Here is a 19,838-nt window from a genome sequence, read left to right on the forward strand (position 1 = left end):
TTAAAATATCAACATAAAATAATATAAAAAGAAAGTATCTTTTTGATGGGAGTTACAGTATTTCATCGATTGCTCTGTAGCCCGAGAAGAATTAGCAAACAACCATTGAATTTTTTATCTAAAGACCTCATCTTAAAAATATAAATAAATATTCTAGAGAATTGAGCTTTATGTTATTCCATTTGCCAAAATTACCTGCAGAAATTCGTGTAACGCATCTCAATACACGCATTAACGAACAACGTAAGAAAATCGCTCAAAATACAGCATCAAAGTTTGAACTTTTACAGTTGTCACAACAATTTTCAAAAGAAGCAAAAACCCGTAAAAAGAATAATCAAAAGGTTTATGTTCTCGATTTTAAAGGTGATATGGCAGCATCTGCTGTAGAAAGCCTGCGTGAAGAAATTACATTGATTCTTGCGACTGCAAAAGCAGGTCGTGATCGTGTTGTACTGCGCCTAGAAAGCCCAGGTGGTATGGTACATGGTTATGGACTTGCAGCTGCGCAATTGGTTCGTTTACGCGATGCAGGCTTTAACCTGACCATTTGTGTGGATAAGGTTGCGGCAAGTGGTGGTTACATGATGGCGTGTATTGCCAATGAAATCGTTTCTGCGCCATTTGCAGTATTAGGATCTATTGGTGTTGTAGCACAAGTACCGAATTTCAACCGTTTATTAAAAGAACATAATGTTGATTTCGAGCTGTATACCGCGGGTCAATATAAACGTACAGTGACTATGTTTGGTGAAAATACGGAAGAGGGCAAAGCCAAGTTCGAAGAAGAACTTCAGCAAACGCATAAGTTGTTTAAGCACTTCGTTGAAAAGTACCGTCCACAGTTAAATGTGGAAAAAGTGGCAACAGGAGAGCATTGGTACGGTGAAGATGCGATAGATTTAAACTTGGTGGATAAGCTTCAGACTTCTGATGAATATCTACTAAGTTTATTGATGCAACATGATGTCTATCTGATTCAGACTCGCCGTAAGCCAACTTTAGGTGAAAAGTTAGGTTTACAAGCTGCACAAATGGCAGATAGTTTCATTCCAGCAGTGATGAATAAGGTGATGGAATCGCTCAGCAAAGCGAACTCAAATTTAGTTCAAATGCGTGATCCGAAATTATGATTTGCCAGTGTTAAGTTAAATAAAAAGCCAATCTAATGATTGGCTTTTTTTGTTTTCATGTTTTCTTTTCGTTAGGTTTTTCAGCCACTTTAAATAGCAGAATGAATCCTGAAAGGATTGAACCGATGGTGGCTATCCACATATCTTTATGTGCATCCCAAATATCGCCTTGTTGACCATTATAGTTTTCAGCTTCTTCGGGAGATAAGCCAATCGCGATCAACCATTCAATCCATTCATAAACCAAACTTGTCGCCATCACGAATTGAACCACCAATATAAATAAAATTTTTGCCGAAAGCTGAGGTAACCAAACTTGAAATAGTCTCAGAAAAAAAGGATAGAGCAGTAATCCATATGCAAAATGAACCAAGCGATCATACATATTGCGAGTCCAGCCCAGCGCTTGATTTAAATCGAAGTTAAAAATTGTTACGATCCAATCATTGTAGGGAACATAAGAATATAAATAATGTGCGCCTAAGATATGTATCAGTAAAAATCCAATATAAAGCGCAAATGACCAAAAACTTAGACCTACTTTTTTAAGGCAGTAAAATAAGAAAACGAGCATGATTGCTGTACCGATTTGATGTAAGCCATAAGAGGCGTATTCAAGCGGTTCTATACTGGCGATGATTAAGGCAATGATGAGTAGAGTCAAAACAAAATAATGTTTGCTCGTTAAAGAATGGTAAATCATATTGTTATTGGCTTTATAAGAATTGTCGGCATTATATAAGAAAAATAAATCAGAAAATATCTATTCATTTTTTAAACGAACATTGAACGATATACTCTGGTTGGAGCAAGTTTGAAGGTTTTAAGCGTTAAAATCCGATAAAATATTTTTATTTGCTTTTAGGTTAGATGATGACAGTTAAAGAAGCATTCTTAGCAACGCAAAATTGTTATTTTAATTATGAGTTTGAAGAACTGAATTTGGCGGATGATTTTCCTGAAGAGTTGTCTATCTCTTTAAGAGGTATAGTATTTCGTCATAAAATTCAATATCCAGAATGTATGTACTACATCTACTATAGTGATATTTTAACAGGCTGTGAATTGCAACGAATGAAAGATGATTGGGCGAAGTATTGTCCTTTAATTTAGTATTTATTTAAAAAAGTGGGTTATAAAAACCCACTTTTTTTGTTGAATGGTACATGGACTTTAACTGTTTTCTAAATAGAAGGTTGGAGCAATGTTGATATTTGGAGAGATGTTTAAATTGACAAAAATAAACTCATAATTTTGCGGAAGAATACAGGCACTTCCTAGAAGAAATGCTATTAAAAAATTCTTTTTGTCAGGCATGGATAAATACTCAATTCATATGTGAGATTTGAGTATACTTTATATTTTGTAAAAAATTAATATAAAGGTATTTATATTATGACGATAATTTATTTAAAAAACTAATGAAAAAAAGTTATGATTTATTTTTTGTTTGAGGTTGATTGATTCGAGTTAAAAAAAGCGAAGCCTGAGCTTCGCTTTTTTAATCGCTAAAACTTAGATTTTAGCAATCAAGTCTTTAATTTGTTTTGCTTGTTCTGCAGCATTACCTGTATAAGTCGCAGGTGTCATTTCTGCAAGACGTGCACGGTCAGCAGCAGGCACAACTTCAAGTTCATTACCATTCACGAAATCAACCATCATGTCACGAGTCATTGCTTGACCGCGTGTTAGTGCTTTTAATTTTTCGTATGGTTTTTCAACGTTGTAACGACGCATAACCGTTTGAATTGGTTCAGCTAATACTTCTTGAGCATTGTCTAAATCTTCAAGAATACGGTCAGCATTCAACTCAAGTTTACCAATACCTTTTGAACATGCTTCAAAAGCGATTAAGCTTTGTGCAAAACCAACACCCATGTTACGAAGAACAGTTGAGTCAGTTAAGTCACGCTGCCAGCGAGATACAGGAAGTTTCTCACCTAAGTGACCCAATACTGCATTTGCAATACCTAAGTTACCTTCAGAGTTTTCGAAATCAATTGGGTTTACTTTATGTGGCATAGTTGAAGAACCAACTTCGCCTTCTTTCAAACGTTGTTTGAAGAAACCAAGTGAGATATAACCCCAAACGTCACGGTTAAAGTCGATCAAAATCGTGTTGAAACGGCGTAACGCATCAAAAAGTTCCGCCATGTAATCATGTGGTTCGATCTGAGTGGTGTACGGGTTGAATTCTAAACCTAAAGATTCAACAAATGCTTGTGAATGCGCAGGCCAGTTGATTTCTGGATAAGCAGAGTAATGCGCGTTGTAGTTACCTACTGCACCATTGATCTTGCCTAACAATTCAACATTTTGGAATTGTTTGATTTGACGCGCTAAACGATAAGCCACGTTTGCCATTTCTTTACCCAAAGTCGTTGGGCTCGCAGTTTGACCATGTGTACGAGACAACATTGGTTGTTCTGCATGTTTTTCAGAAAGTGCAACGATTGAGTCAATGATTTGTTGCATTGCAGTCACTAACACTTCACGACCGCTTTTTAGCATTAAAGCATGTGACAAGTTGTTGATGTCTTCAGAAGTACATGCAAAGTGAATGAATTCACCTGCATTTTTTAATTCATCAATGTGCGCAATTTTTTCTTTAAGGAAATATTCAACTGCTTTCACGTCATGGTTCGTAGTGCGTTCAATTTCTTTAATGCGGTTTGCATCATCTTCAGAAAAATCAGCAACAATCGCATCTAAAGCTGCATTGGTTTCGTTCGAAAAAGCAGGCACTTCTGTGATTTCTGGACGATTCGCAAGGGCTTGTAACCAGCGTACTTCTACAGTCACACGAGCATGGATTAAACCGAACTCAGATAAGAAAGGACGAAGAGCATCACATTTGCTCGCGTAACGTCCATCAAGTGGAGAAAGTGCAGTTAAAGCGTTCATAACGATTCCTTAGACATTGGAATTAAACGAAAAACAGTAAGCTCGTACAGCATCAGTTAAACCACCTGAAACTGTAAACGAGCCAGATCTTGAATATCTTTTAAAAGCTTACGTTTGGTGAAGATCATTGACCATGAACTTCCACCCGACTGACGCCATAAATGCGCCATTTGTAAACCTGTAAATAGGGAGGCGCGAATGCGATTGGTATGTGCTGTATCTTTAAAAGCTTCAGCGCTGCCTTTGACCATAATCCGCGGATTAATCGAACCCGCTGTTTCGACATAAGTTTGAGCAAGATTGGCAATGATACTTGGATGCAGATAATTGTTATCGAAGAAAGAGAGTTGTTTTAATATTTTTTGTTGTGATTTTTCAATAATTTCAACGAATTTTGGATTGCTATAGACTTTCTTTTCTAAATGCAACAAGGCCATAGCATAGGACATTGGCAGTTTGGCATTGGCAAATTTGGGAATTCGAGATTTTGGAGAAGAGGTAAAAGGTTGGGTAATGCTACTTTCTAATGTTTTAAGTCCGAGGGAAATATCGGCAAGCTGGTTGAAAAAATCTAAGGTCTGACAGTTTTGATTGGATTGAGGTCGAATATTCAGACTCGCCTTAATCAATTGTTCCAAATAGAAGTTACCGTTTTCACCGATGCTCTGTCGTCCTGAAAGGGCGGTCATATGGGTGAGCTGTGTCGATTGAAACACAGCTGCCAAAGCCAACGCTCTATTTTGACGAACATTCAGAGTTTGAGGCTGTTGAAACGGTAACTCTGTCATGCCAGAAATTCCTTAAATAAAATCAGGTTTTGGTGCATTGGTATGATGAATCACACCACCACCTAAACAAACTTCATCTGCGTAAAATACAACGCTTTGTCCTGGGGTTACAGCACGTTGTGGTTCATCAAATTCAACACGGACACCATTTGGCATGCTTGCATCATTGAAAATCACACACGCTTGGTCGGTTTGACGATAGCGAGTTTTGGCAGTACAGCGGAAACCTGTTTCAGGAATCGCTTGTTCGCCTGCAACCCAATCAATCGCTTCACTCCACAAAGTCGTACTTTGCATGAGAGGATGTTCGTGTCCTTGACCAACGACCAAACGATTACCTTCGATATCTTTATGAAGAACGAACCACGCACCCTCTGCGACGCCTTTCATGCCACCAATACCGATGCCACCACGTTGACCGAGCGTATAGTACATTAAGCCGTGATGATCACCAACCTCTTTACCATTTTCTAAGACAATTTTTCCGGGTTGTGCTGGAAGATATTGTTTTAAAAAGTCATTAAAGCGACGTTCACCGATAAAACAGATGCCAGTAGAGTCTTTTTTCTTGGCTGTTGCAAGTCCAAGTTCTTCCGCAATACGACGAACTTCTGGCTTTTCAATTTCACCAACAGGGAACAAGGTCTTATTAATTTCACGACCATGAACAGCATGTAAGAAATAGGTTTGGTCTTTGTTTTGGTCTACACCACGAAGCAAAGGTGCATATTCCTCACCACGTGAATTTTTTAAAGTTTCACCACGACGGCAATAGTGACCCGTTGCAATGAAGTCCGCGCCCAAGTTGATCGCATGATCTAAGAATGCGCGGAATTTAATTTCTTTATTGCATAAAATATCTGGATTTGGCGTGCGACCTGCTGCATATTCTGCAAGGAAATGTTCAAATACACGATCCCAATATTCCATAGCAAAGTTTGCAGTATGGAGTTTAATACCAATCTTATCGCAAACGGCTTGAGCATCAGCAAGATCTTCCATTGCTGTGCAGTATTCTGTACCGTCATCTTCTTCCCAGTTTTTCATGAAAAGCCCTTCAACTTGATATCCTTGTTGAAGAAGCAGTGCAGCCGAAACAGATGAATCTACTCCACCAGACATACCGACGATGACACGTTGTTGCATAGGATTAAGCATCCAAATTTGAAATTAAAGGAGAATTTTGGTGCTCATAAATGAGCGATAAAGGATATTTTTGACCAGATATTGCGTCTTTCACGGCTTTGATCACCAGTGGACTACGAGCACGTGCAGACATTTCAAGTTCATCGAGTGTCATCCAAACAGCACCAATGATATCTGTATCAAGCTGAGCATCGACATGATGCTTAATCTCTTTGGCTAAGAAACAGAATCTGTAATAGGTACGATCAGGAAACATCGGTGGCGTATAAGTATATATACCAAGCAAAGATTGAACTTCAACCTCATAACCTGTTTCTTCCATGGTTTCACGAATGGCTGCTTCAATAATCGTTTCACCCACTTCAACATGTCCAGCAGGTTGATTAAAAACAGTATGCATCACACCTTCTGTATGTTCTTCGACAAAGAGGAATTTTCCGTCTTTTTCAACAACAGTTGCGACGGTGACATGAGCAGTCCAAGCAGTCATAGAAATGCACCATGGGAAGGGATGCACTATTGTATAAAATTTTACAGTGTGTGGCTATGTAGAAAGGGGATTTCTTTATTGAGATGATTTCTATAAGCGCTGCTTAAATAGACACTCAAAATTTAATTCATTCAACGAATGTCAGTTATCTCCTTTTATTCAAAATAATAGGGGGATACATATCTTTAGCATCCAATTTATTCAATTGAAGTCAATGTTCTTGATTTGATAGATCAAATTTTTTGCGTGCTTCAATTATTTTACCCACATTGTTTATTGACCATTGTCCCAGTGCATCTACAACTCCCCACAGGGAATACCCTAAATCTGTTAACTCATATTCGACTTTCACTGGAACTGTTGGATAAACGGTTCTTTTTACTAATCCGTCTCTTTCAAGGCTACGTAAAGTAGAGGTCAGCATCTTTTGTGAGATGTTTGGAATGCCTCTTTTTAGTTCAGAAAAGCGTTTTTTTTCTTTATCTAACAATACGATAGTTTGCACTGACCATTTATCACCAACTCTCGCTAAGATGGATGAGACTGTAGCGCATTCGCTCTCTACAGGTGGTGTGGTTTCCTCGAAGTAACTTTGTGACATAAAAGTGCCGTCTTGAAAATATTTTTATTGGTTACTATTGTATACCTAGTCACTGTTGTTAACAAACTGTACGATTTTTTAATAACAGTCAAAAACTAAATAATCAGTATAAAAATGAGGTGAGTAATGAATCATATTTGGTATGAAATCTCGATCGGCTCGATAAAGCTTAAGCATCGTTTAGCCTTAGCCCCAATGACACGATTACGTGCGCTGCCAGATGGTACACCTTCTGATTTGGCTGTCGAATACTATCACCAACGCTCATCTTTAGGCTTATTGATTTCAGAGGGAACCCAACCGTCTAAAGTGGGTCAAGGCTATGTGGGTAGCCCCGGTATTTACGCCCCAGAACATATTGAGGGATGGAAAAAAGTGGTTGAAGCGGTTCATGCAAAAAATACACACCTTTTTATACAGCTTATGCATGCGGGCCGCGTATCTCATCCTTCTATTACAGATGGTGAGCTTCCTGTTGCGCCATCAGCGATTGCAACCCCTCAACAGATCTTTACAGCTGAAGGTGCTCAAGATGCACCAGTTCCACGTGCTTTGGAAACAGCAGAAATTGTTCATGTACAAAATGAATTTGTTCAAGCTGCTCAAAATGCAATAGATGCAGGTGCAGATGGTGTGGAAATTCATGGAGCTAATGGCTATTTATTGTGGCAATTCCTGAATAAAAACTCGAATCAACGTACAGATGCATATGGAGGTTGTATTGAAAATAGAGCAAGAATGCATTTAGAAGTGGCGCAAAAAATTGCTCAACAGATCGGTGCTGATAAAACCGGAATTCGTTTATCCCCAAATATGAACTTCTTGGGGATGCATGAAGATGAAGATTGGAAAGATGTTTATCGTTATTTGATCACGGAACTTGAAAAATTATCTTTAGCTTATGTGCATTTATTCTATTTTGGTGATGATGAGTTCTTAGCAGAAATCAGATCCATTTTAAAAAATACGCCACTGTTACTTGTTAAAGCTGGACGTGATATTCAAAGCATTGAAAAAGACTTAGAAAATAATATAGCCGATATTTTCCCTATCGCAACCATGGCAATTTCAAATCCAGATATTGTCGAGCGTTTAAAGGATGGACAGGCTTTAACACAGCCTAATCCTGACACTTTCTATGCAGGTGGTGAGCACGGTTATATCGACTATCCTTTCGCAAACTAAATTTGAACGTTAACCATTAGCTTCTTTATGATTTTTGTTAAAGATTGAATCGGTTATTTTCTTGCATTTAATGTGCATGAAATGTGACTAAACAAATCATTAAAGAAGCTGATTTAATTGAGAATGGCTGATGATGAAGAATATTCTGATTATCAATGGTGCTGCTGAGTTTGGATTGATCTCTAAAGCACAACTGAACACCACTTTGACTGACTTTGCCCAAAATTTTCTCGAAAAAAATGGTGATAACGTTAGAGTCACTCATGTTGAACATGGTTATGATATTGAAGAGGAGGTAGAAAAATATCTTTGGGCGGATGTAATTATTTATCAGATGCCTGGCTGGTGGATGGGTTTACCTTGGATTTTTAAAAAATATATTGATGAGGTGTTTAGTGCTGGTCATGGAAAGCTATATGAAAGTGATGGTCGTACGCGCAAGGATTTATCTAAGCAATATGGCTCAGCAGGGTTAAGCCACAATAAAAAATATATGCTTTCATTAACATGGAATGCACCTATTCAAGCATTTAATCAACCGAACGAATTCTTTGAGGGTGTGGGTGTGGATGGAGTTTATTTCTCATTTCACAAAGCAAATCAGTTTTTAGGTATGCACGCATTGGAGACATTTATGATTAATGATGTCATCAAAAATACGGATGTTCCCTACTATCTAAGCACCTATAAAGATCACCTAAATAAAGTATTTACTTAAATATTATATCGACCAGAAATGGTTCTATGACCATTCTAAAATGCTAAGGATAGCCCTTTTAATTGCAGATCAAGAAATCCTTATTGGTCCGACAATTATCTGAAATGAGATTGATTGTTGTGGCGTAAATTGTATGGGCATATTGACCAAAAATTTTGTCAACATGCTAGATACACGGGAAAAGGAATGTGATCCTAAACAGATGCAAACTGAACAACTCCAAGACGAATATCGTGAAAAATTTTTTAGGCAAAAAGTTTAACTTCAGCTGTATTTAAAACTTGGAAATGCTCGGTTCTGATCAGAGTTTTAAAACGTCAAAATGAATCCATAGCGAATTTTAAAGTGAGCGATTTTTAAAGTGATTGCTAAGGTGTGGATTCATTTTATAAGTACATTCAATATATCTATGAATAGCCATGAATACAGGTATTTATTTAATTCTTAGATTCTTAACTTTTCAAATTAAAGATATAAACATTAGCTGTCTAAGTAGCTTGAAATAGCTTGCTGAAATAGATGGGTATTGGTATTCCATTCATCTTCAGCACGCGCAATTAAATAGGTGTTTATTTCAGATAGATGAGGTGGAATCTTGATTAATTGGACTTTATCAATGTTGGAGGATTGCTGTAGATAACTTAAGGGCAATAGGGCAACTCCCATATTTAGACTAACACAACTCATTATGGCATCTATACTTCCCATTTCAGTGATTTTAACAGCAGGGAGCTTTAATTCACTAATAAGTAGATCAATTGATTTTCGATAAGTACAACCTTGTTTAAATGAAATAAAATTTTGTTTACGTAGCCAAGAAGAGCAGAGTTCATTGGGCTGATTCAATCCAGTGACTAAAACCAAATGCTCTGTCCAGATCAGTCGATTATATAAATCTGGAATAGGGGCTTGATTCGCAATAAAAGCACAGTCGAGTTCATGTTGTTCGATGCGATCAATCAAGTGTCGACTTGCATCGGTATAGAGCTGAAAAGGCAAATCAGGCTGTAGATTTTGTAAATAGTTCAAAAATGAAGGAAGGCGTGTTGCTGCTGTTGTCTCCATACTGCCTATTTTCAATGGAGAAAAATTATTCGCTTGAGTATGACCAAACGCCGTTAAGATCTCATTTTTGATATTGATCATCTGTTCTGCATATTGCAAAAGTTGTTGACCTGCACGCGTTGGGACTACAGGTGAGTTTCTTTGCAATAATTGAACTTTCAGCTGATCTTCTAACTTTTTAATATGATTGGTGATATTGGATTGAACAGTATTGAGTTGACGAGCTGCTTCTGAAAAACTCCCCGTTTTAACCACTTCGATAAAGATTTCGATGGATTTAATTTGCATTAAGCTATCTCATTTTAAGATAGTGGGTATCATAACAAATCATTTTACTAGATATATGCTTTTTGTTTGAATGCTCTCATAAAAAAATGAATGAGATCAATGATGAAGCCGATAATTGTGTTTGTAGTGATAGTGACAATATTCTGTGGGATTCTATACATCGATGATTTGTTGGGAGCGAATCAAGAAACAAATCCCTTAGAATATATAGATTAAACATAAATTAAACATAAATGAGCTTATTTGAGATTGTTTAAATAGGCTTTCATCTATTTAAGATTGTCTTTGTTGTTAGGTAAACCGAGTCCCGCATATTATTTATGAGTCAGATGATGTTGCATGACTTCTAAAATGGTGTCTTTTTTACCTTGGTAATCTTCACCTGCGAACATTAATTTTGCGCGTCGTGGTAAGCGTTCTTGGATCAGATCAAATAGAAAGTAGGTGGAGGCGATATCTAGATCTAAGAAAGTTTTAACGATTTGTTCATATTGCTGCTGTTTGGTTTTGGAGCATTTGTAAATGAAAAGAAATCTCATAATGTCATCAATTTGTGTGTCAAACGATTGATGTGTTTCGTATTTCATAATGAAGCCAAGCCTAAGGTTTTTATTTTAATTGAGGACTTAAACTTTATATTTTTAAGTCACTGATTTCAATGACCTTGACTTCATTTATCATCATTAAATTTGAGAAAAATGTGATTATTTCTAGTTTAGTCATTTTAGAAGCACTTAGAAAAGATTGGGATTGTGTCCTGTGAGGAGCGAAGTTGACATGAATAGTCTAGAAGTTAGAGAAAAGAGTCATATATAAAGATGCATGTTGTATAAATTTTTTTGGGGAATATGAGGAAAGAGGAGTTGTTTAAGACGAGAATGTCTGTGAAAAATTTCTATTCAGTTCAGTTGAAAATTGTTTGATAGATAAGCGTGGAAAAGGAAGAATCAATAAAAAGACTATAAGTATACTTAAGATTTTCATTATTCGATAAAGTTATGATTTATATATAAGAGTTCTTTCATAAATCATTTCCTGCTTCATTTAACATAATGGGTGTTATGCGTAATGAAATTTCATTTGTAGTTCCGCGAAACTTTCACATAGTTTTGAGCAGAGTAAGGCAGGAAAGCCAATTCTTTCTCAGTGAGTTTACGCACTTGTTTTACAGGACTACCTACATACAAATAACCACTTTCAAGATGTTTGTTTGGTGGAACAAGAGAACCTGCACCGATCATCACATCATCTTCAACAATCACATCATCTAAAATAATCGTACCAATCCCAATCAGGACACGATTACCAATCGTGCAACCATGCAATTTCACATGATGACCAACAGTCACATATTCACCGATAATCAGTGGTGAACCCTCAGGTTTATCAGCTTTCTTATGACTCACATGCAACATCGAATGATCTTGCACATTCGAGTTTTTACCAATACGAATATGATTCACATCACCACGAATCACAGCAAACGGCCAAACGGAAACATTTTCACCCAAAAGCACATCGCCAATTACCACGGACATCGGGTCGATATAATTCGAATCATCAGTCTGCGGAAAAGTGTCAAGATAAGGGCGAATGTTTTGGCTCATGCTGAAAAATCCATAATTTTAAATACAGTATAAAATAAAAAAGCACTCATACCGAGATATGAATGCTTAAGTCTAATACATGCTTAAGTTGAAATAAGCGGATTAGAATAAATTGCTAAAGAACTGTTTAACATGATCAATCATGCGAGAGAAGAAACCCGCTTCTTCAACTGCTTGTAGTGCAACCAAAGGTTTGTCAGCAATCACTTTACCATCTAAAGTTGCAGTGAGTTTACCCACAACTTGACCCTTTTGAAGCGGCGCATTCAAATTCGGTTGAACCGAAATTTGTGTTTTAATCGCATTCGCTTGACCTTTAGGCATAGTTACATTGAATTTTTCAGCAAGACCAATACTCGCTTCATTTTCAGTACCAAACCAAACTTTTGATTTTGCAATTTCTTGATTTGCAGGCTGAACATTTACAGTTTCAAAGTTTGCATAGCCCCAGGCTAAGATTTCACGTGTTTGTGAAGCACGTTCTTGCATAGAAGGCGCACCAAAAATCACGGAAATCAAACGCATTGGACCACGTTTAGAAGAAGTCGTTAAGCAATAACCTGCTTCTTCAGTATGACCTGTTTTTAAGCCATCAACACTTGGGTCAGTATAAAGCAGGGCATTACGGTTACCTTGCTTAATACCGTTAAAGCTAAATTCTTTTTCAGAATAAATTGGGTAGTATTTAGAACTGTCATGAATGATATGTTGCGCAAGTGTTGCCATATCTTTCGCAGTTGAAAAATGACCTTCAGCAGGCATACCTGTTGAGTTCACAAAGCTAGTATTGGTCATGCCGATACGTTTTGCTTCTTTATTCATTTCATGGGCAAATGTACCTTCATTGCCTGAAATGTGCTCAGCCATCGCTTTAGATGCATCATTACCAGATTGAACGATAATGCCACGTAGCATTTCTAAAACTGTTGCAGTTCCATTCAAGGGAACATACATACATGATTCTGTGCTACTACCACGACACCATGCAGATTCGTTCATGCGAACTTTTTCGTTTTCAGTCAACTGACCATTCAATAATTTTTGTTCGATGATGAAACTGGTCATCATTTTGGTCATTGACGCTGGAGCAAGTTTCTCATTTTCATTTTTACTAGCAAGGATTTGCCCTGTTTCATAATCCATCAAAACGTATGATTTATTATTAAGTTCTGGGGGAGTAGATAAAACAGTTGCTGCATAAGAAAATGATGGTAATAGTAATAATGCAGCAATGGCGCTTTTTCGGGTCATTCTAAGTAGTTCCAATCTTATGTGAACGGCAAAATCAGCCTTGCATTCTAGGACAAAGCAAAGCCGACTGCTACGGGGAGAGTCGGCTATTTTCAGTCGAATTGTAACTAATTCATGCTTGATACGACTAAAGATTAGTAATCTTTCACATCATTGCAGACTTGAGTATTTACTTTATCGCCAGCACTTTTTACATCAGCGCGAGCTTGCGTTAATGCATCTTTAAAACTTGGCTGTTGAACGGTGGTTTTAATCGCGGTAATAGGCGATTTTTCTTGTGGTAAATAGTCTTTTAATAATCGTGCATAGCCTGCATCAAATTTCGCATCGGTTTGAATTAAAGATGGGCAAATTTCTGACAATACATAGATGGCTGCGAGCTCATCTTTAGTAATAGTGGTTTGAGTCACATCAATGTTTTCAGCAGAAGCTTCAGTTTTCTTTTCAGCAAATGCTGTTGCGCTGAATGCTAAAGATGCTGAAAGTAGACTAAATGAAAAGAATTTTACAATTTTATTGTGCATTGGATACTCAAAATTTATAACTAAATGATTTGTATAGGATAAACACTTTTGATGATGAAAAAACAGAGAAAATGTATAGAAGCTGTAGATTTTATGAGGTGATTTATCATGATATTCGCCTTGATGAATACTCAATAGGGAGCAATAAGAATCATCAAGGCGTTATATTAAGCTTATTAGGTTGAGCTTATTCTGCTGAGTTAATCAGTTCGTTACAACCTTGTTGTTTTTCTTCTTGAGAGTATTCGTTGTTTTCAGCTAATGCTTCTTTAAATGCATTTTGATATTCGGGATCAGCTTTGAGCTGTTCAAAACTCAGATTAGCCTGAGAAAGATGGTTCAAGCTTTCTGCTGTAAAGCTATCCACTTGTTGCTTGATTTTAGTTGCATCTGTAATTAAAGCAGGACAAATTTCGTTAAGAACTTGAGCCGCTGCAATGTCTTCTTTTACAACTAAGTCCAGTTCTGCCTTAGAAATCAAATTTGCTTGTACTAAAGTGCTGCTTAAAAATGTGAGCGTTGTTATGCAGACAACACGAGTCAGTGAACGATTTAACACTTTTTACCCTTTGGTATATTGTTTTAAAGTGAGCTAAATATATAGAGTTGTTGAATATTTTCCAATCATATAATCTACCTGACGAGTCAAACTTTAGGTTGCACGCTGTGAATATTTTAATTTCAAATGATGATGGTGTATTTGCACCGGGGATTCAAGCCTTAGCCCATGCTTTAAAAAAGTTGGGAAGAGTTGTAATTGTTGCACCAGAAGGCGAGCGGAGTGGTTATTCAAGTGCCTTAACTTTAGATCGACCATTACGTCCGATTCAAATTGCAGAGGATATTTGGTCGGTGAATGGTACACCTGCTGATTGTGTGTATCTATCCATGAACGGCATGTTCGATTTTGAGTTTGATCTTGTGGTGAGTGGAATCAATAGCGGTGCGAATTTAGGTGATGACGTTCTTTATTCGGGAACGGTCGGCGCGGCTTTTGAGGGGCGTTTAATGAAACAGCCTGCAATTGCAGTCTCTTTAGCAGGTTCAGAAGTTCGTTCTTATGAACATCCCATGCACTATGCACGTGCGGCAGAGTGGGTACATGACTTTATTGCCAAAGGATTACCGATTTTGCCACCGCGTCATATTTTCAATATTAATATTCCAGATATTGAATATATTCAGGGTGCTCAAATTACCTATCAAGGGCAACGTTTACAAAACAAACCAATCACCACTCAGGTTGATGCAAGAGGTCGTCAAGTGTTTTGGATTGGATTAACCGGTGAATCTGTGGTTGATCCTAAAAAGAGTTTAATCGATATCCAATCGGATTTCTTTGCACTGGCAAATGGTTACGTCAGTATCACCCCGATTCAAATCGACGCAACCAACTACAGTATTTTGGAAACATTGAAAGATCAAATCTCTGAAAATAGCGCTGATGTCGAGAGAATGTTATAAGTTTGTGAAAAAGCAAAGTTAATCAGCGAAACTCGTATTAATTTTGCTAATCTTAGGCAAATTCAAGTTTTTAAATTTTAGATTGTAGAGAGGAAATCATGCTTTTGGCCCGACGACAGAATGTTTTAACCCATAAGCTTACATTTAAAACGCTGTTTGCATCCCTTGCAGTTGTTTCTGTATTTGCGATTACGGGCTGTGCATCTAAGCCACAAATTAACAATTCTGCACGTTATGCAAAAGCTCCAGATTTTTATACAGTTCGCTCAGGCGACACCTTAAGTGGCATCGCAAATCGTTATGGTTTGAGTTACATCAGTGTGGCTGAAATGAACGATATTGCCCCGCCATATCGTATCTATGTGAAGCAATCACTGCGTTTAAAACAAAATGGTAATCGTAACCGTACTACTGCGGTGAAACCTTTGGCGACACAAGATTCACAAATTAAGCGTCAAAATATTCAACTGCCGACCACACAGACTGCACCAGTACCTGTGACCGCTCCAACAACAATGCGTACAGTGACTCCAACTGTTCCAGCGAATTCAGCTGTAAATACTTCAACTTTAAGATGGGTCAAACCATCGAATGGCGCTGTATTAGAAAACTTTAACAATGCAGCCAATGTGAAGGGTATCCGCTTTGGCGGTAACGTGGGTGATCCGGTGATGGCAGCAGCCAATGGTCAAGTGGTTTATGCCGCGGATGGTTTAAAAGAGTATGGTAATTTAGTGCTTGTAAAACATATAGATGGCTATATTTCTGCATATGCTCATAACAGTAAAATGTTAGTGAAGAGCGGTCAAAACGTTACTGCAGGTCAACAGATTGCAGAAATGGGTTCAAGTGGTACAAACCGTACTATGCTTGAATTCCAGATTCGTTTAGATGGTAAGCCAATCAATCCTGCAAATATTTTACCAATCAATTAAGATAGTTGATGCAAACTTAAAAATTCTTCGTATAATACAATGAGTTGCTTTCACCTAAAAAGGTGAAGCATCTCATAATTTCAGAGGGAAATTTATGTTAGATCAACTTCGATCAATGGGTGTATTTGCATGTGTTGTTGAAAAAAGCTCGTTTAGTGGTGCCGCTCGTGATTTAGGTATTACTACAAGTGCTGTAAGTCAGCAAATACGATCCCTAGAACAAGAAATGGAAGTCACACTTCTACATCGTTCTACAAGAAAATTAAGTTTAACGGAAGCAGGCCAAGCTTTTTTTTACAGTTGCCAAGAAATGCTTGCAGCTGCTGAGCGTGGCAAGATTAGAATTAATGAATTACGTGATGATTTGGTTGGGGACCTACGCATCGCGACAACGCCAGAATTGGGTGCAACGCACTTGGTTCCAGCATTGTCCCATTGGGTTTCGGCACATCGTGGACTGACGGTTCATTTTGAAGCTGAAAATCAATTTATTGATTTGATTCAAGAAAGAATTGATATTGCGATTCGTATGTGTTCAAAACTTGAAGAATCAAACAATTTATTGATTACACCATTGGCGCGTGTAGATCAGGTTCTCGTGGCTTCACCAAGCTATTTGAATCAAAACTTACCAATCTCAAGACCAGAAGATTTGGTTAATCATGATTTAATTCCGATTAATATCATGAAGAACTATCAAAACTTTAGTTTTGAACATGGCTCTACAGGTGAAACTGTAAATTTAGAAATGAAACATCGTTTGCAAACCAACAATGTTTTCGTGGCTAAATCACTTTGTCAAAGTGGTCATGGTATTGCGCGTTTACTTTATCTTGATGTTCAAAAAGAATTAGTTAACGGTACTTTGGTTGAAGTTTTACCTGAATGGAAATTGCCAACCTATACGTTGAATGCAATGACTTTGAAGCGTGAACAGCAACCAATGAAAATCCATCGTTGTTTAGATGCTTTAAAACAGTATTTTGGACAATTGCCTGGTGGTCGTATTTTTCAAGAAGCATCTTGATCAGTAGTAGACCTACTTGAATCGCTGAGTTGCAATCATATTGATATTCAGCTCATAAAAAAGCCGCATGATGCGGCTTTTTTATAACTTCAAGTTTTATATAAACAATCTAAGTAATTAACCTAAAAAGTTTTTAATCGCAGGCACTAAGCGTTTTAATAAATCATCCGCTTGTTCATGCGTCATATTCAACGCTGGAAGTAAACGAACCACGTTACCAGCAGTCACATTGATAATTAAGTTGTGTTCAGTGCGAGCGATATCTACCAATTCACCACATGCTTTTGGTAATTCAATACCAATCATCATACCAAAACCACGAACAACTACATTTTGTTCTTGAAGTTGCGTACGTAAACTATCAACTAAATACTGACCAATTTCAGCAGCATTCGCGACGATATTTTCTTTTTGCATCAAATCAATAATGGTATAGACCACACGCGAACCCAATGCTGTACCGCTATAGGTAGAACCATGGTTGCCTGCGGTTAAGATACCTACACCTTTACCTTGAGTCATCACAGCGCCAATCGGGAAGCCATTGCCTAAACCTTTAGCTGTCGTCATCACATCTGGAATGATATTGGTGTGTTGGTAAGCAAAGTATTTACCTGTACGACCATTACCTGTTTGAACTTCGTCTAACATCATTAACCAGTTATGCTGATTACAAATTTGACGAATTTCTTCTAAATAGCTGAAGCCTTGAGGTGCAGTATTTACACCGCCTTCACCTTGGATCGGTTCAACTAAGATCGCCACGATATCTGGATGATGAATAGCCGCTTCTTCAATCGCGTCGATATCACCAAAAGGCACACGAATGAAGCCTTCAACCAATGGACCAAAACCTTCTTGAACTTTTTTGTTACCTGTTGCTGAAAGGGTCGCCATGGTACGACCATGGAATGAATGATCCGCAACAATAATTTTTGGATGGCTTAATCCCTGCATGTGTCCATATTTACGTGCAATTTTAATTGCACCTTCATTGGATTCTGCACCACTGTTTGAGAAGAAAATTTCTTCCATGCCTGAAACTTCTGCAAGCTTTTGAGCAGCAGCAGTCTGCCAAGGCACTTCATAAATGTTGCTGGTGTGAATTAACGTTGCAGCTTGTTCTGCAATCGCTTCAGCTAAAACAGGGTGGGCATGACCTAGACCACATACCGCAATACCTGTTAATGCATCAAGATATTCTGAACCATCTTCTGTATACAGATAAGAACCTCGACCGCGAACAAAGCTGATCGGTTGACGGCTGAATACAGGCATCAAATGAGAAGGTTGATCAGGTTGTATTGGCGCGAGAGTGATATTGTTCATGACAAACTCTTATCTGTGAAATGAAGGAAAAGTTAATCTAATCAAAATCTGCTTCAGATTAAAAGCCCAAATGTAAATTTAACTGGAAAAAATGTGCAAGACATACTCTTTAGGGCGGATTTAGGTATAATGCACGCAGATAAGTTGAGGATTTAATCAATGACTGAACAAGTGCGTGACACAGAAGCGTTAATTCGCGATCAAATTGCTAAACATGCAGTGCTTCTTTATATGAAAGGCACACCACAATTCCCACAATGTGGTTTTTCTGCACGTGCAGTTGAAGCGTTGAGCCAAATTGGTCGTCCATTTGCTTATGTAAATATTTTGGAAAACCAAGATATTCGTGCAACATTACCACAAATTGCAAATTGGCCTACATTCCCACAATTGTGGATCAATGGTGAGCTGATTGGTGGTAGCGATATCATGCTTGAAATGTTCCAAACAGGCGAATTAAAAACGCTTATTGAACAATACAGCGCAGCGCCTGAAGCTTAATTCAGCGCTAAAATGAAAGCACCTGAATAGGTGCTTTTTTTATATCTCTCATTTTAATCATCAATGGGTTGAATCACTTGATATGTCATTGATTCGGTAATGAATCAAATTGTCTAATCAAAGCAGTAGCAATTCATTTAGATCATTGAGAAAACCCAGCCAACTCTTCTTTAATTCGATTTGGACTGTCACCACTAATTTTATGATCAAAAAGTTGCATCACCGTTTCAGGTGAATAGAACTTGTATTCAGCAGGAATACTTTTGATATAACGATGTTGTGCATAAACCAGTCCAAGCAAACAAAGGATGATTAAACCAAAAATAAATAGTCCTGCAGCATGATAAATCGTCGGCTGTTCCCATGTGGATTGCCAGATAAGAAATACCGGAATAAGCAATAGGGCAATAGGTTTAATCAGTTTGTATATACGAGGCTTGGTGACTTGAGCAATCGTTTTAAGTCGTGATTCATCCCAGTCAAAAAAGTAATTTAACTTGTTCAGCATGTGTTGCTGTTGTTGATTGAGTTGATGCAGACGTTTATTGGCTTCTAAAATCATAAACACTTTATAAAGCGTGGTGATATTTAATTTATGGACATCATTGGCTTGTAAATGGTGCTTATTATATTGGACGTATTTGAGTCCTGAAGTAAAAAAAGCTTGTATATCATGAGCATCTAAAATTTGATAATTACCATGATGATAGTGCTGATAAAATTCAGCATCGTGCTCAAAGTATTGCTTAAGATTAATGAGTAAAGCTTCATCAGTATGATTAATTTGTTCGTGATCAATCGCTTCATTGATCAAATGATTTAAATTGTTCATGGTGTACCATTATTCTTATTGGGTTCTAGTGTTCAATTTAGGGCTAAGTT

General features: G+C 37.5%; 22 protein-coding genes. 8 read left to right on the top strand and 14 right to left on the bottom strand.

The genetic code is table 11. The annotated features are described in order from the left end of the window. Positions 1 to 170 precede the first annotated feature (170 nt). A complete protein-coding gene (gene sohB / locus AC5YDM_RS00160; RefSeq protein WP_496150104.1) occupies positions 171 to 1,133 on the top strand; it encodes a protease SohB in 963 nt (320 codons plus the stop codon). A 55-nt stretch (positions 1,134 to 1,188) separates the two neighbouring features. Here the strand turns inward: sohB and AC5YDM_RS00165 are convergent, their stop codons facing one another. Next, a complete protein-coding gene (locus AC5YDM_RS00165; RefSeq protein WP_496150105.1) occupies positions 1,189 to 1,836 on the bottom strand; it encodes a DUF2238 domain-containing protein in 648 nt (215 codons plus the stop codon). Between the two features lie 170 nt (positions 1,837 to 2,006). Between AC5YDM_RS00165 and AC5YDM_RS00170 the strand changes: the two genes are divergently transcribed. Beyond that, positions 2,007 to 2,246 carry a hypothetical protein gene (locus AC5YDM_RS00170; protein WP_496150106.1) on the top strand — a complete coding sequence of 80 codons (240 nt, stop codon included), beginning with the start codon at positions 2,007 to 2,009 and terminating at the stop codon, positions 2,244 to 2,246. A 402-nt stretch (positions 2,247 to 2,648) separates the two neighbouring features. Here the strand turns inward: AC5YDM_RS00170 and purB are convergent, their stop codons facing one another. From purB to AC5YDM_RS00195, 5 genes are all read right to left on the bottom strand, one after another. Next, positions 2,649 to 4,037 carry an adenylosuccinate lyase gene (gene purB, locus AC5YDM_RS00175; RefSeq protein ID WP_496150107.1) on the bottom strand — a complete coding sequence of 463 codons (1,389 nt, stop codon included), beginning with the start codon at positions 4,035 to 4,037 and terminating at the stop codon, positions 2,649 to 2,651. Positions 4,038 to 4,093: 56 nt separating this feature from the next. Then, the gene (gene hflD / locus AC5YDM_RS00180; protein WP_496150108.1) at positions 4,094 to 4,825 is read right to left on the bottom strand and encodes a high frequency lysogenization protein HflD; all 732 of its coding nucleotides are present in this window, start codon (positions 4,823 to 4,825) and stop codon (positions 4,094 to 4,096) included. A 12-nt stretch (positions 4,826 to 4,837) separates the two neighbouring features. Beyond that, a complete protein-coding gene (gene mnmA, locus AC5YDM_RS00185) occupies positions 4,838 to 5,971 on the bottom strand; it encodes a tRNA 2-thiouridine(34) synthase MnmA (RefSeq protein WP_496150109.1) in 1,134 nt (377 codons plus the stop codon). Between the two features lie 4 nt (positions 5,972 to 5,975). Beyond that, positions 5,976 to 6,461 (bottom strand): NUDIX hydrolase, encoded by a 486-nt coding sequence (locus AC5YDM_RS00190; protein ID WP_496150110.1) that lies wholly within the window; start codon positions 6,459 to 6,461, stop codon positions 5,976 to 5,978. 211 nt (positions 6,462 to 6,672) lie between these two features. Next, a complete protein-coding gene (locus AC5YDM_RS00195) occupies positions 6,673 to 7,062 on the bottom strand; it encodes a winged helix-turn-helix transcriptional regulator (RefSeq protein WP_496150111.1) in 390 nt (129 codons plus the stop codon). 126 nt (positions 7,063 to 7,188) lie between these two features. On the opposite strand from AC5YDM_RS00195, the gene AC5YDM_RS00200 reads away from it, so the two are divergent. Together AC5YDM_RS00200 and AC5YDM_RS00205 are read left to right on the top strand one after the other, a co-directional pair. Further along, positions 7,189 to 8,247, top strand: coding sequence for an alkene reductase (locus tag AC5YDM_RS00200; protein WP_496150112.1), 1,059 nt, complete (start codon positions 7,189 to 7,191; stop codon positions 8,245 to 8,247). 133 nt (positions 8,248 to 8,380) lie between these two features. Continuing rightward, the gene (locus tag AC5YDM_RS00205) at positions 8,381 to 8,965 is read left to right on the top strand and encodes an NAD(P)H-dependent oxidoreductase (RefSeq protein WP_496150535.1); all 585 of its coding nucleotides are present in this window, start codon (positions 8,381 to 8,383) and stop codon (positions 8,963 to 8,965) included. Positions 8,966 to 9,445: 480 nt separating this feature from the next. On the opposite strand, the gene AC5YDM_RS00210 is transcribed toward AC5YDM_RS00205, so the two are convergent. The 6 genes from AC5YDM_RS00210 to AC5YDM_RS00235 form a co-directional block, all read right to left on the bottom strand. Continuing rightward, a complete protein-coding gene (locus AC5YDM_RS00210) occupies positions 9,446 to 10,318 on the bottom strand; it encodes a LysR family transcriptional regulator (RefSeq protein ID WP_496150113.1) in 873 nt (290 codons plus the stop codon). A gap of 314 nt (positions 10,319 to 10,632) precedes the next feature. Continuing rightward, positions 10,633 to 10,857, bottom strand: a complete 225-nt coding sequence (locus AC5YDM_RS00215) for a hypothetical protein (RefSeq protein ID WP_496150114.1) — start codon at positions 10,855 to 10,857, stop codon at positions 10,633 to 10,635. 537 nt (positions 10,858 to 11,394) lie between these two features. Continuing rightward, positions 11,395 to 11,925 carry a gamma carbonic anhydrase family protein gene (locus AC5YDM_RS00220; protein ID WP_496150116.1) on the bottom strand — a complete coding sequence of 177 codons (531 nt, stop codon included), beginning with the start codon at positions 11,923 to 11,925 and terminating at the stop codon, positions 11,395 to 11,397. Between the two features lie 102 nt (positions 11,926 to 12,027). Next, positions 12,028 to 13,176: a D-alanyl-D-alanine carboxypeptidase PBP5/6 gene (gene dacC, locus AC5YDM_RS00225; RefSeq protein WP_496150117.1), complete on the bottom strand. Its 1,149-nt coding sequence runs from the start codon at positions 13,174 to 13,176 to the stop codon at positions 12,028 to 12,030. 134 nt (positions 13,177 to 13,310) lie between these two features. After that, complete coding sequence (locus AC5YDM_RS00230; RefSeq protein WP_496150118.1) at positions 13,311 to 13,700, bottom strand: MCR_0457 family protein; 390 nt, start codon at positions 13,698 to 13,700, stop codon at positions 13,311 to 13,313. 187 nt (positions 13,701 to 13,887) lie between these two features. After that, positions 13,888 to 14,259: an MCR_0457 family protein gene (locus AC5YDM_RS00235; RefSeq protein ID WP_496150119.1), complete on the bottom strand. Its 372-nt coding sequence runs from the start codon at positions 14,257 to 14,259 to the stop codon at positions 13,888 to 13,890. A gap of 107 nt (positions 14,260 to 14,366) precedes the next feature. On the opposite strand from AC5YDM_RS00235, the gene surE reads away from it, so the two are divergent. From surE to AC5YDM_RS00250, 3 genes are all read left to right on the top strand, one after another. Next, positions 14,367 to 15,164: a 5'/3'-nucleotidase SurE gene (gene surE / locus AC5YDM_RS00240; protein ID WP_496150120.1), complete on the top strand. Its 798-nt coding sequence runs from the start codon at positions 14,367 to 14,369 to the stop codon at positions 15,162 to 15,164. Positions 15,165 to 15,262: 98 nt separating this feature from the next. Then, positions 15,263 to 16,099, top strand: coding sequence for a peptidoglycan DD-metalloendopeptidase family protein (locus AC5YDM_RS00245; RefSeq protein WP_496150121.1), 837 nt, complete (start codon positions 15,263 to 15,265; stop codon positions 16,097 to 16,099). 94 nt (positions 16,100 to 16,193) lie between these two features. After that, on the top strand, positions 16,194 to 17,126 hold the full coding sequence (locus tag AC5YDM_RS00250; protein ID WP_496150122.1) for a LysR family transcriptional regulator: 933 nt from the start codon (positions 16,194 to 16,196) through the stop codon (positions 17,124 to 17,126). A 117-nt stretch (positions 17,127 to 17,243) separates the two neighbouring features. Here the strand turns inward: AC5YDM_RS00250 and AC5YDM_RS00255 are convergent, their stop codons facing one another. After that, positions 17,244 to 18,455: an aspartate aminotransferase family protein gene (locus AC5YDM_RS00255; RefSeq protein ID WP_496150123.1), complete on the bottom strand. Its 1,212-nt coding sequence runs from the start codon at positions 18,453 to 18,455 to the stop codon at positions 17,244 to 17,246. Between the two features lie 159 nt (positions 18,456 to 18,614). Between AC5YDM_RS00255 and grxD the strand changes: the two genes are divergently transcribed. After that, positions 18,615 to 18,956: a Grx4 family monothiol glutaredoxin gene (grxD, locus tag AC5YDM_RS00260; protein WP_496150124.1), complete on the top strand. Its 342-nt coding sequence runs from the start codon at positions 18,615 to 18,617 to the stop codon at positions 18,954 to 18,956. Positions 18,957 to 19,098: 142 nt separating this feature from the next. Here grxD and AC5YDM_RS00265 read toward each other — a convergent pair whose 3' ends face one another. Then, on the bottom strand, positions 19,099 to 19,788 hold the full coding sequence (locus AC5YDM_RS00265; RefSeq protein ID WP_496150125.1) for a hypothetical protein: 690 nt from the start codon (positions 19,786 to 19,788) through the stop codon (positions 19,099 to 19,101). Positions 19,789 to 19,838: the final 50 nt, after the last annotated feature.

The organism is Acinetobacter sp. CY81, from assembly GCF_059515925.1.

What these genes read in the sequence shown, in the direction of transcription:
- mnmA (WP_496150109.1), bottom strand. Translation starts at nt 5,971, where the DNA reads ATGCAACAACGTGTCATCGTCGGTATGTCTGGTGGAGTAGATTCATCT.
- hflD (WP_496150108.1), bottom strand. Translation starts at nt 4,825, where the DNA reads ATGACAGAGTTACCGTTTCAACAGCCTCAAACTCTGAATGTTCGTCAA.
- AC5YDM_RS00230 (WP_496150118.1), bottom strand. Translation starts at nt 13,700, where the DNA reads ATGCACAATAAAATTGTAAAATTCTTTTCATTTAGTCTACTTTCAGCA.
- AC5YDM_RS00220 (WP_496150116.1), bottom strand. Translation starts at nt 11,925, where the DNA reads ATGAGCCAAAACATTCGCCCTTATCTTGACACTTTTCCGCAGACTGAT.
- AC5YDM_RS00165 (WP_496150105.1), bottom strand. Translation starts at nt 1,836, where the DNA reads ATGATTTACCATTCTTTAACGAGCAAACATTATTTTGTTTTGACTCTA.
- grxD (WP_496150124.1), top strand. Translation starts at nt 18,615, where the DNA reads ATGACTGAACAAGTGCGTGACACAGAAGCGTTAATTCGCGATCAAATT.
- AC5YDM_RS00195 (WP_496150111.1), bottom strand. Translation starts at nt 7,062, where the DNA reads ATGTCACAAAGTTACTTCGAGGAAACCACACCACCTGTAGAGAGCGAA.
- AC5YDM_RS00200 (WP_496150112.1), top strand. Translation starts at nt 7,189, where the DNA reads ATGAATCATATTTGGTATGAAATCTCGATCGGCTCGATAAAGCTTAAG.
- AC5YDM_RS00245 (WP_496150121.1), top strand. Translation starts at nt 15,263, where the DNA reads ATGCTTTTGGCCCGACGACAGAATGTTTTAACCCATAAGCTTACATTT.
- dacC (WP_496150117.1), bottom strand. Translation starts at nt 13,176, where the DNA reads ATGACCCGAAAAAGCGCCATTGCTGCATTATTACTATTACCATCATTT.
- AC5YDM_RS00250 (WP_496150122.1), top strand. Translation starts at nt 16,194, where the DNA reads ATGTTAGATCAACTTCGATCAATGGGTGTATTTGCATGTGTTGTTGAA.
- purB (WP_496150107.1), bottom strand. Translation starts at nt 4,037, where the DNA reads ATGAACGCTTTAACTGCACTTTCTCCACTTGATGGACGTTACGCGAGC.
- AC5YDM_RS00265 (WP_496150125.1), bottom strand. Translation starts at nt 19,788, where the DNA reads ATGAACAATTTAAATCATTTGATCAATGAAGCGATTGATCACGAACAA.
- sohB (WP_496150104.1), top strand. Translation starts at nt 171, where the DNA reads ATGTTATTCCATTTGCCAAAATTACCTGCAGAAATTCGTGTAACGCAT.
- AC5YDM_RS00210 (WP_496150113.1), bottom strand. Translation starts at nt 10,318, where the DNA reads ATGCAAATTAAATCCATCGAAATCTTTATCGAAGTGGTTAAAACGGGG.
- AC5YDM_RS00215 (WP_496150114.1), bottom strand. Translation starts at nt 10,857, where the DNA reads ATGAGATTTCTTTTCATTTACAAATGCTCCAAAACCAAACAGCAGCAA.
- AC5YDM_RS00170 (WP_496150106.1), top strand. Translation starts at nt 2,007, where the DNA reads ATGACAGTTAAAGAAGCATTCTTAGCAACGCAAAATTGTTATTTTAAT.
- AC5YDM_RS00190 (WP_496150110.1), bottom strand. Translation starts at nt 6,461, where the DNA reads ATGACTGCTTGGACTGCTCATGTCACCGTCGCAACTGTTGTTGAAAAA.
- AC5YDM_RS00205 (WP_496150535.1), top strand. Translation starts at nt 8,381, where the DNA reads ATGAAGAATATTCTGATTATCAATGGTGCTGCTGAGTTTGGATTGATC.
- AC5YDM_RS00255 (WP_496150123.1), bottom strand. Translation starts at nt 18,455, where the DNA reads ATGAACAATATCACTCTCGCGCCAATACAACCTGATCAACCTTCTCAT.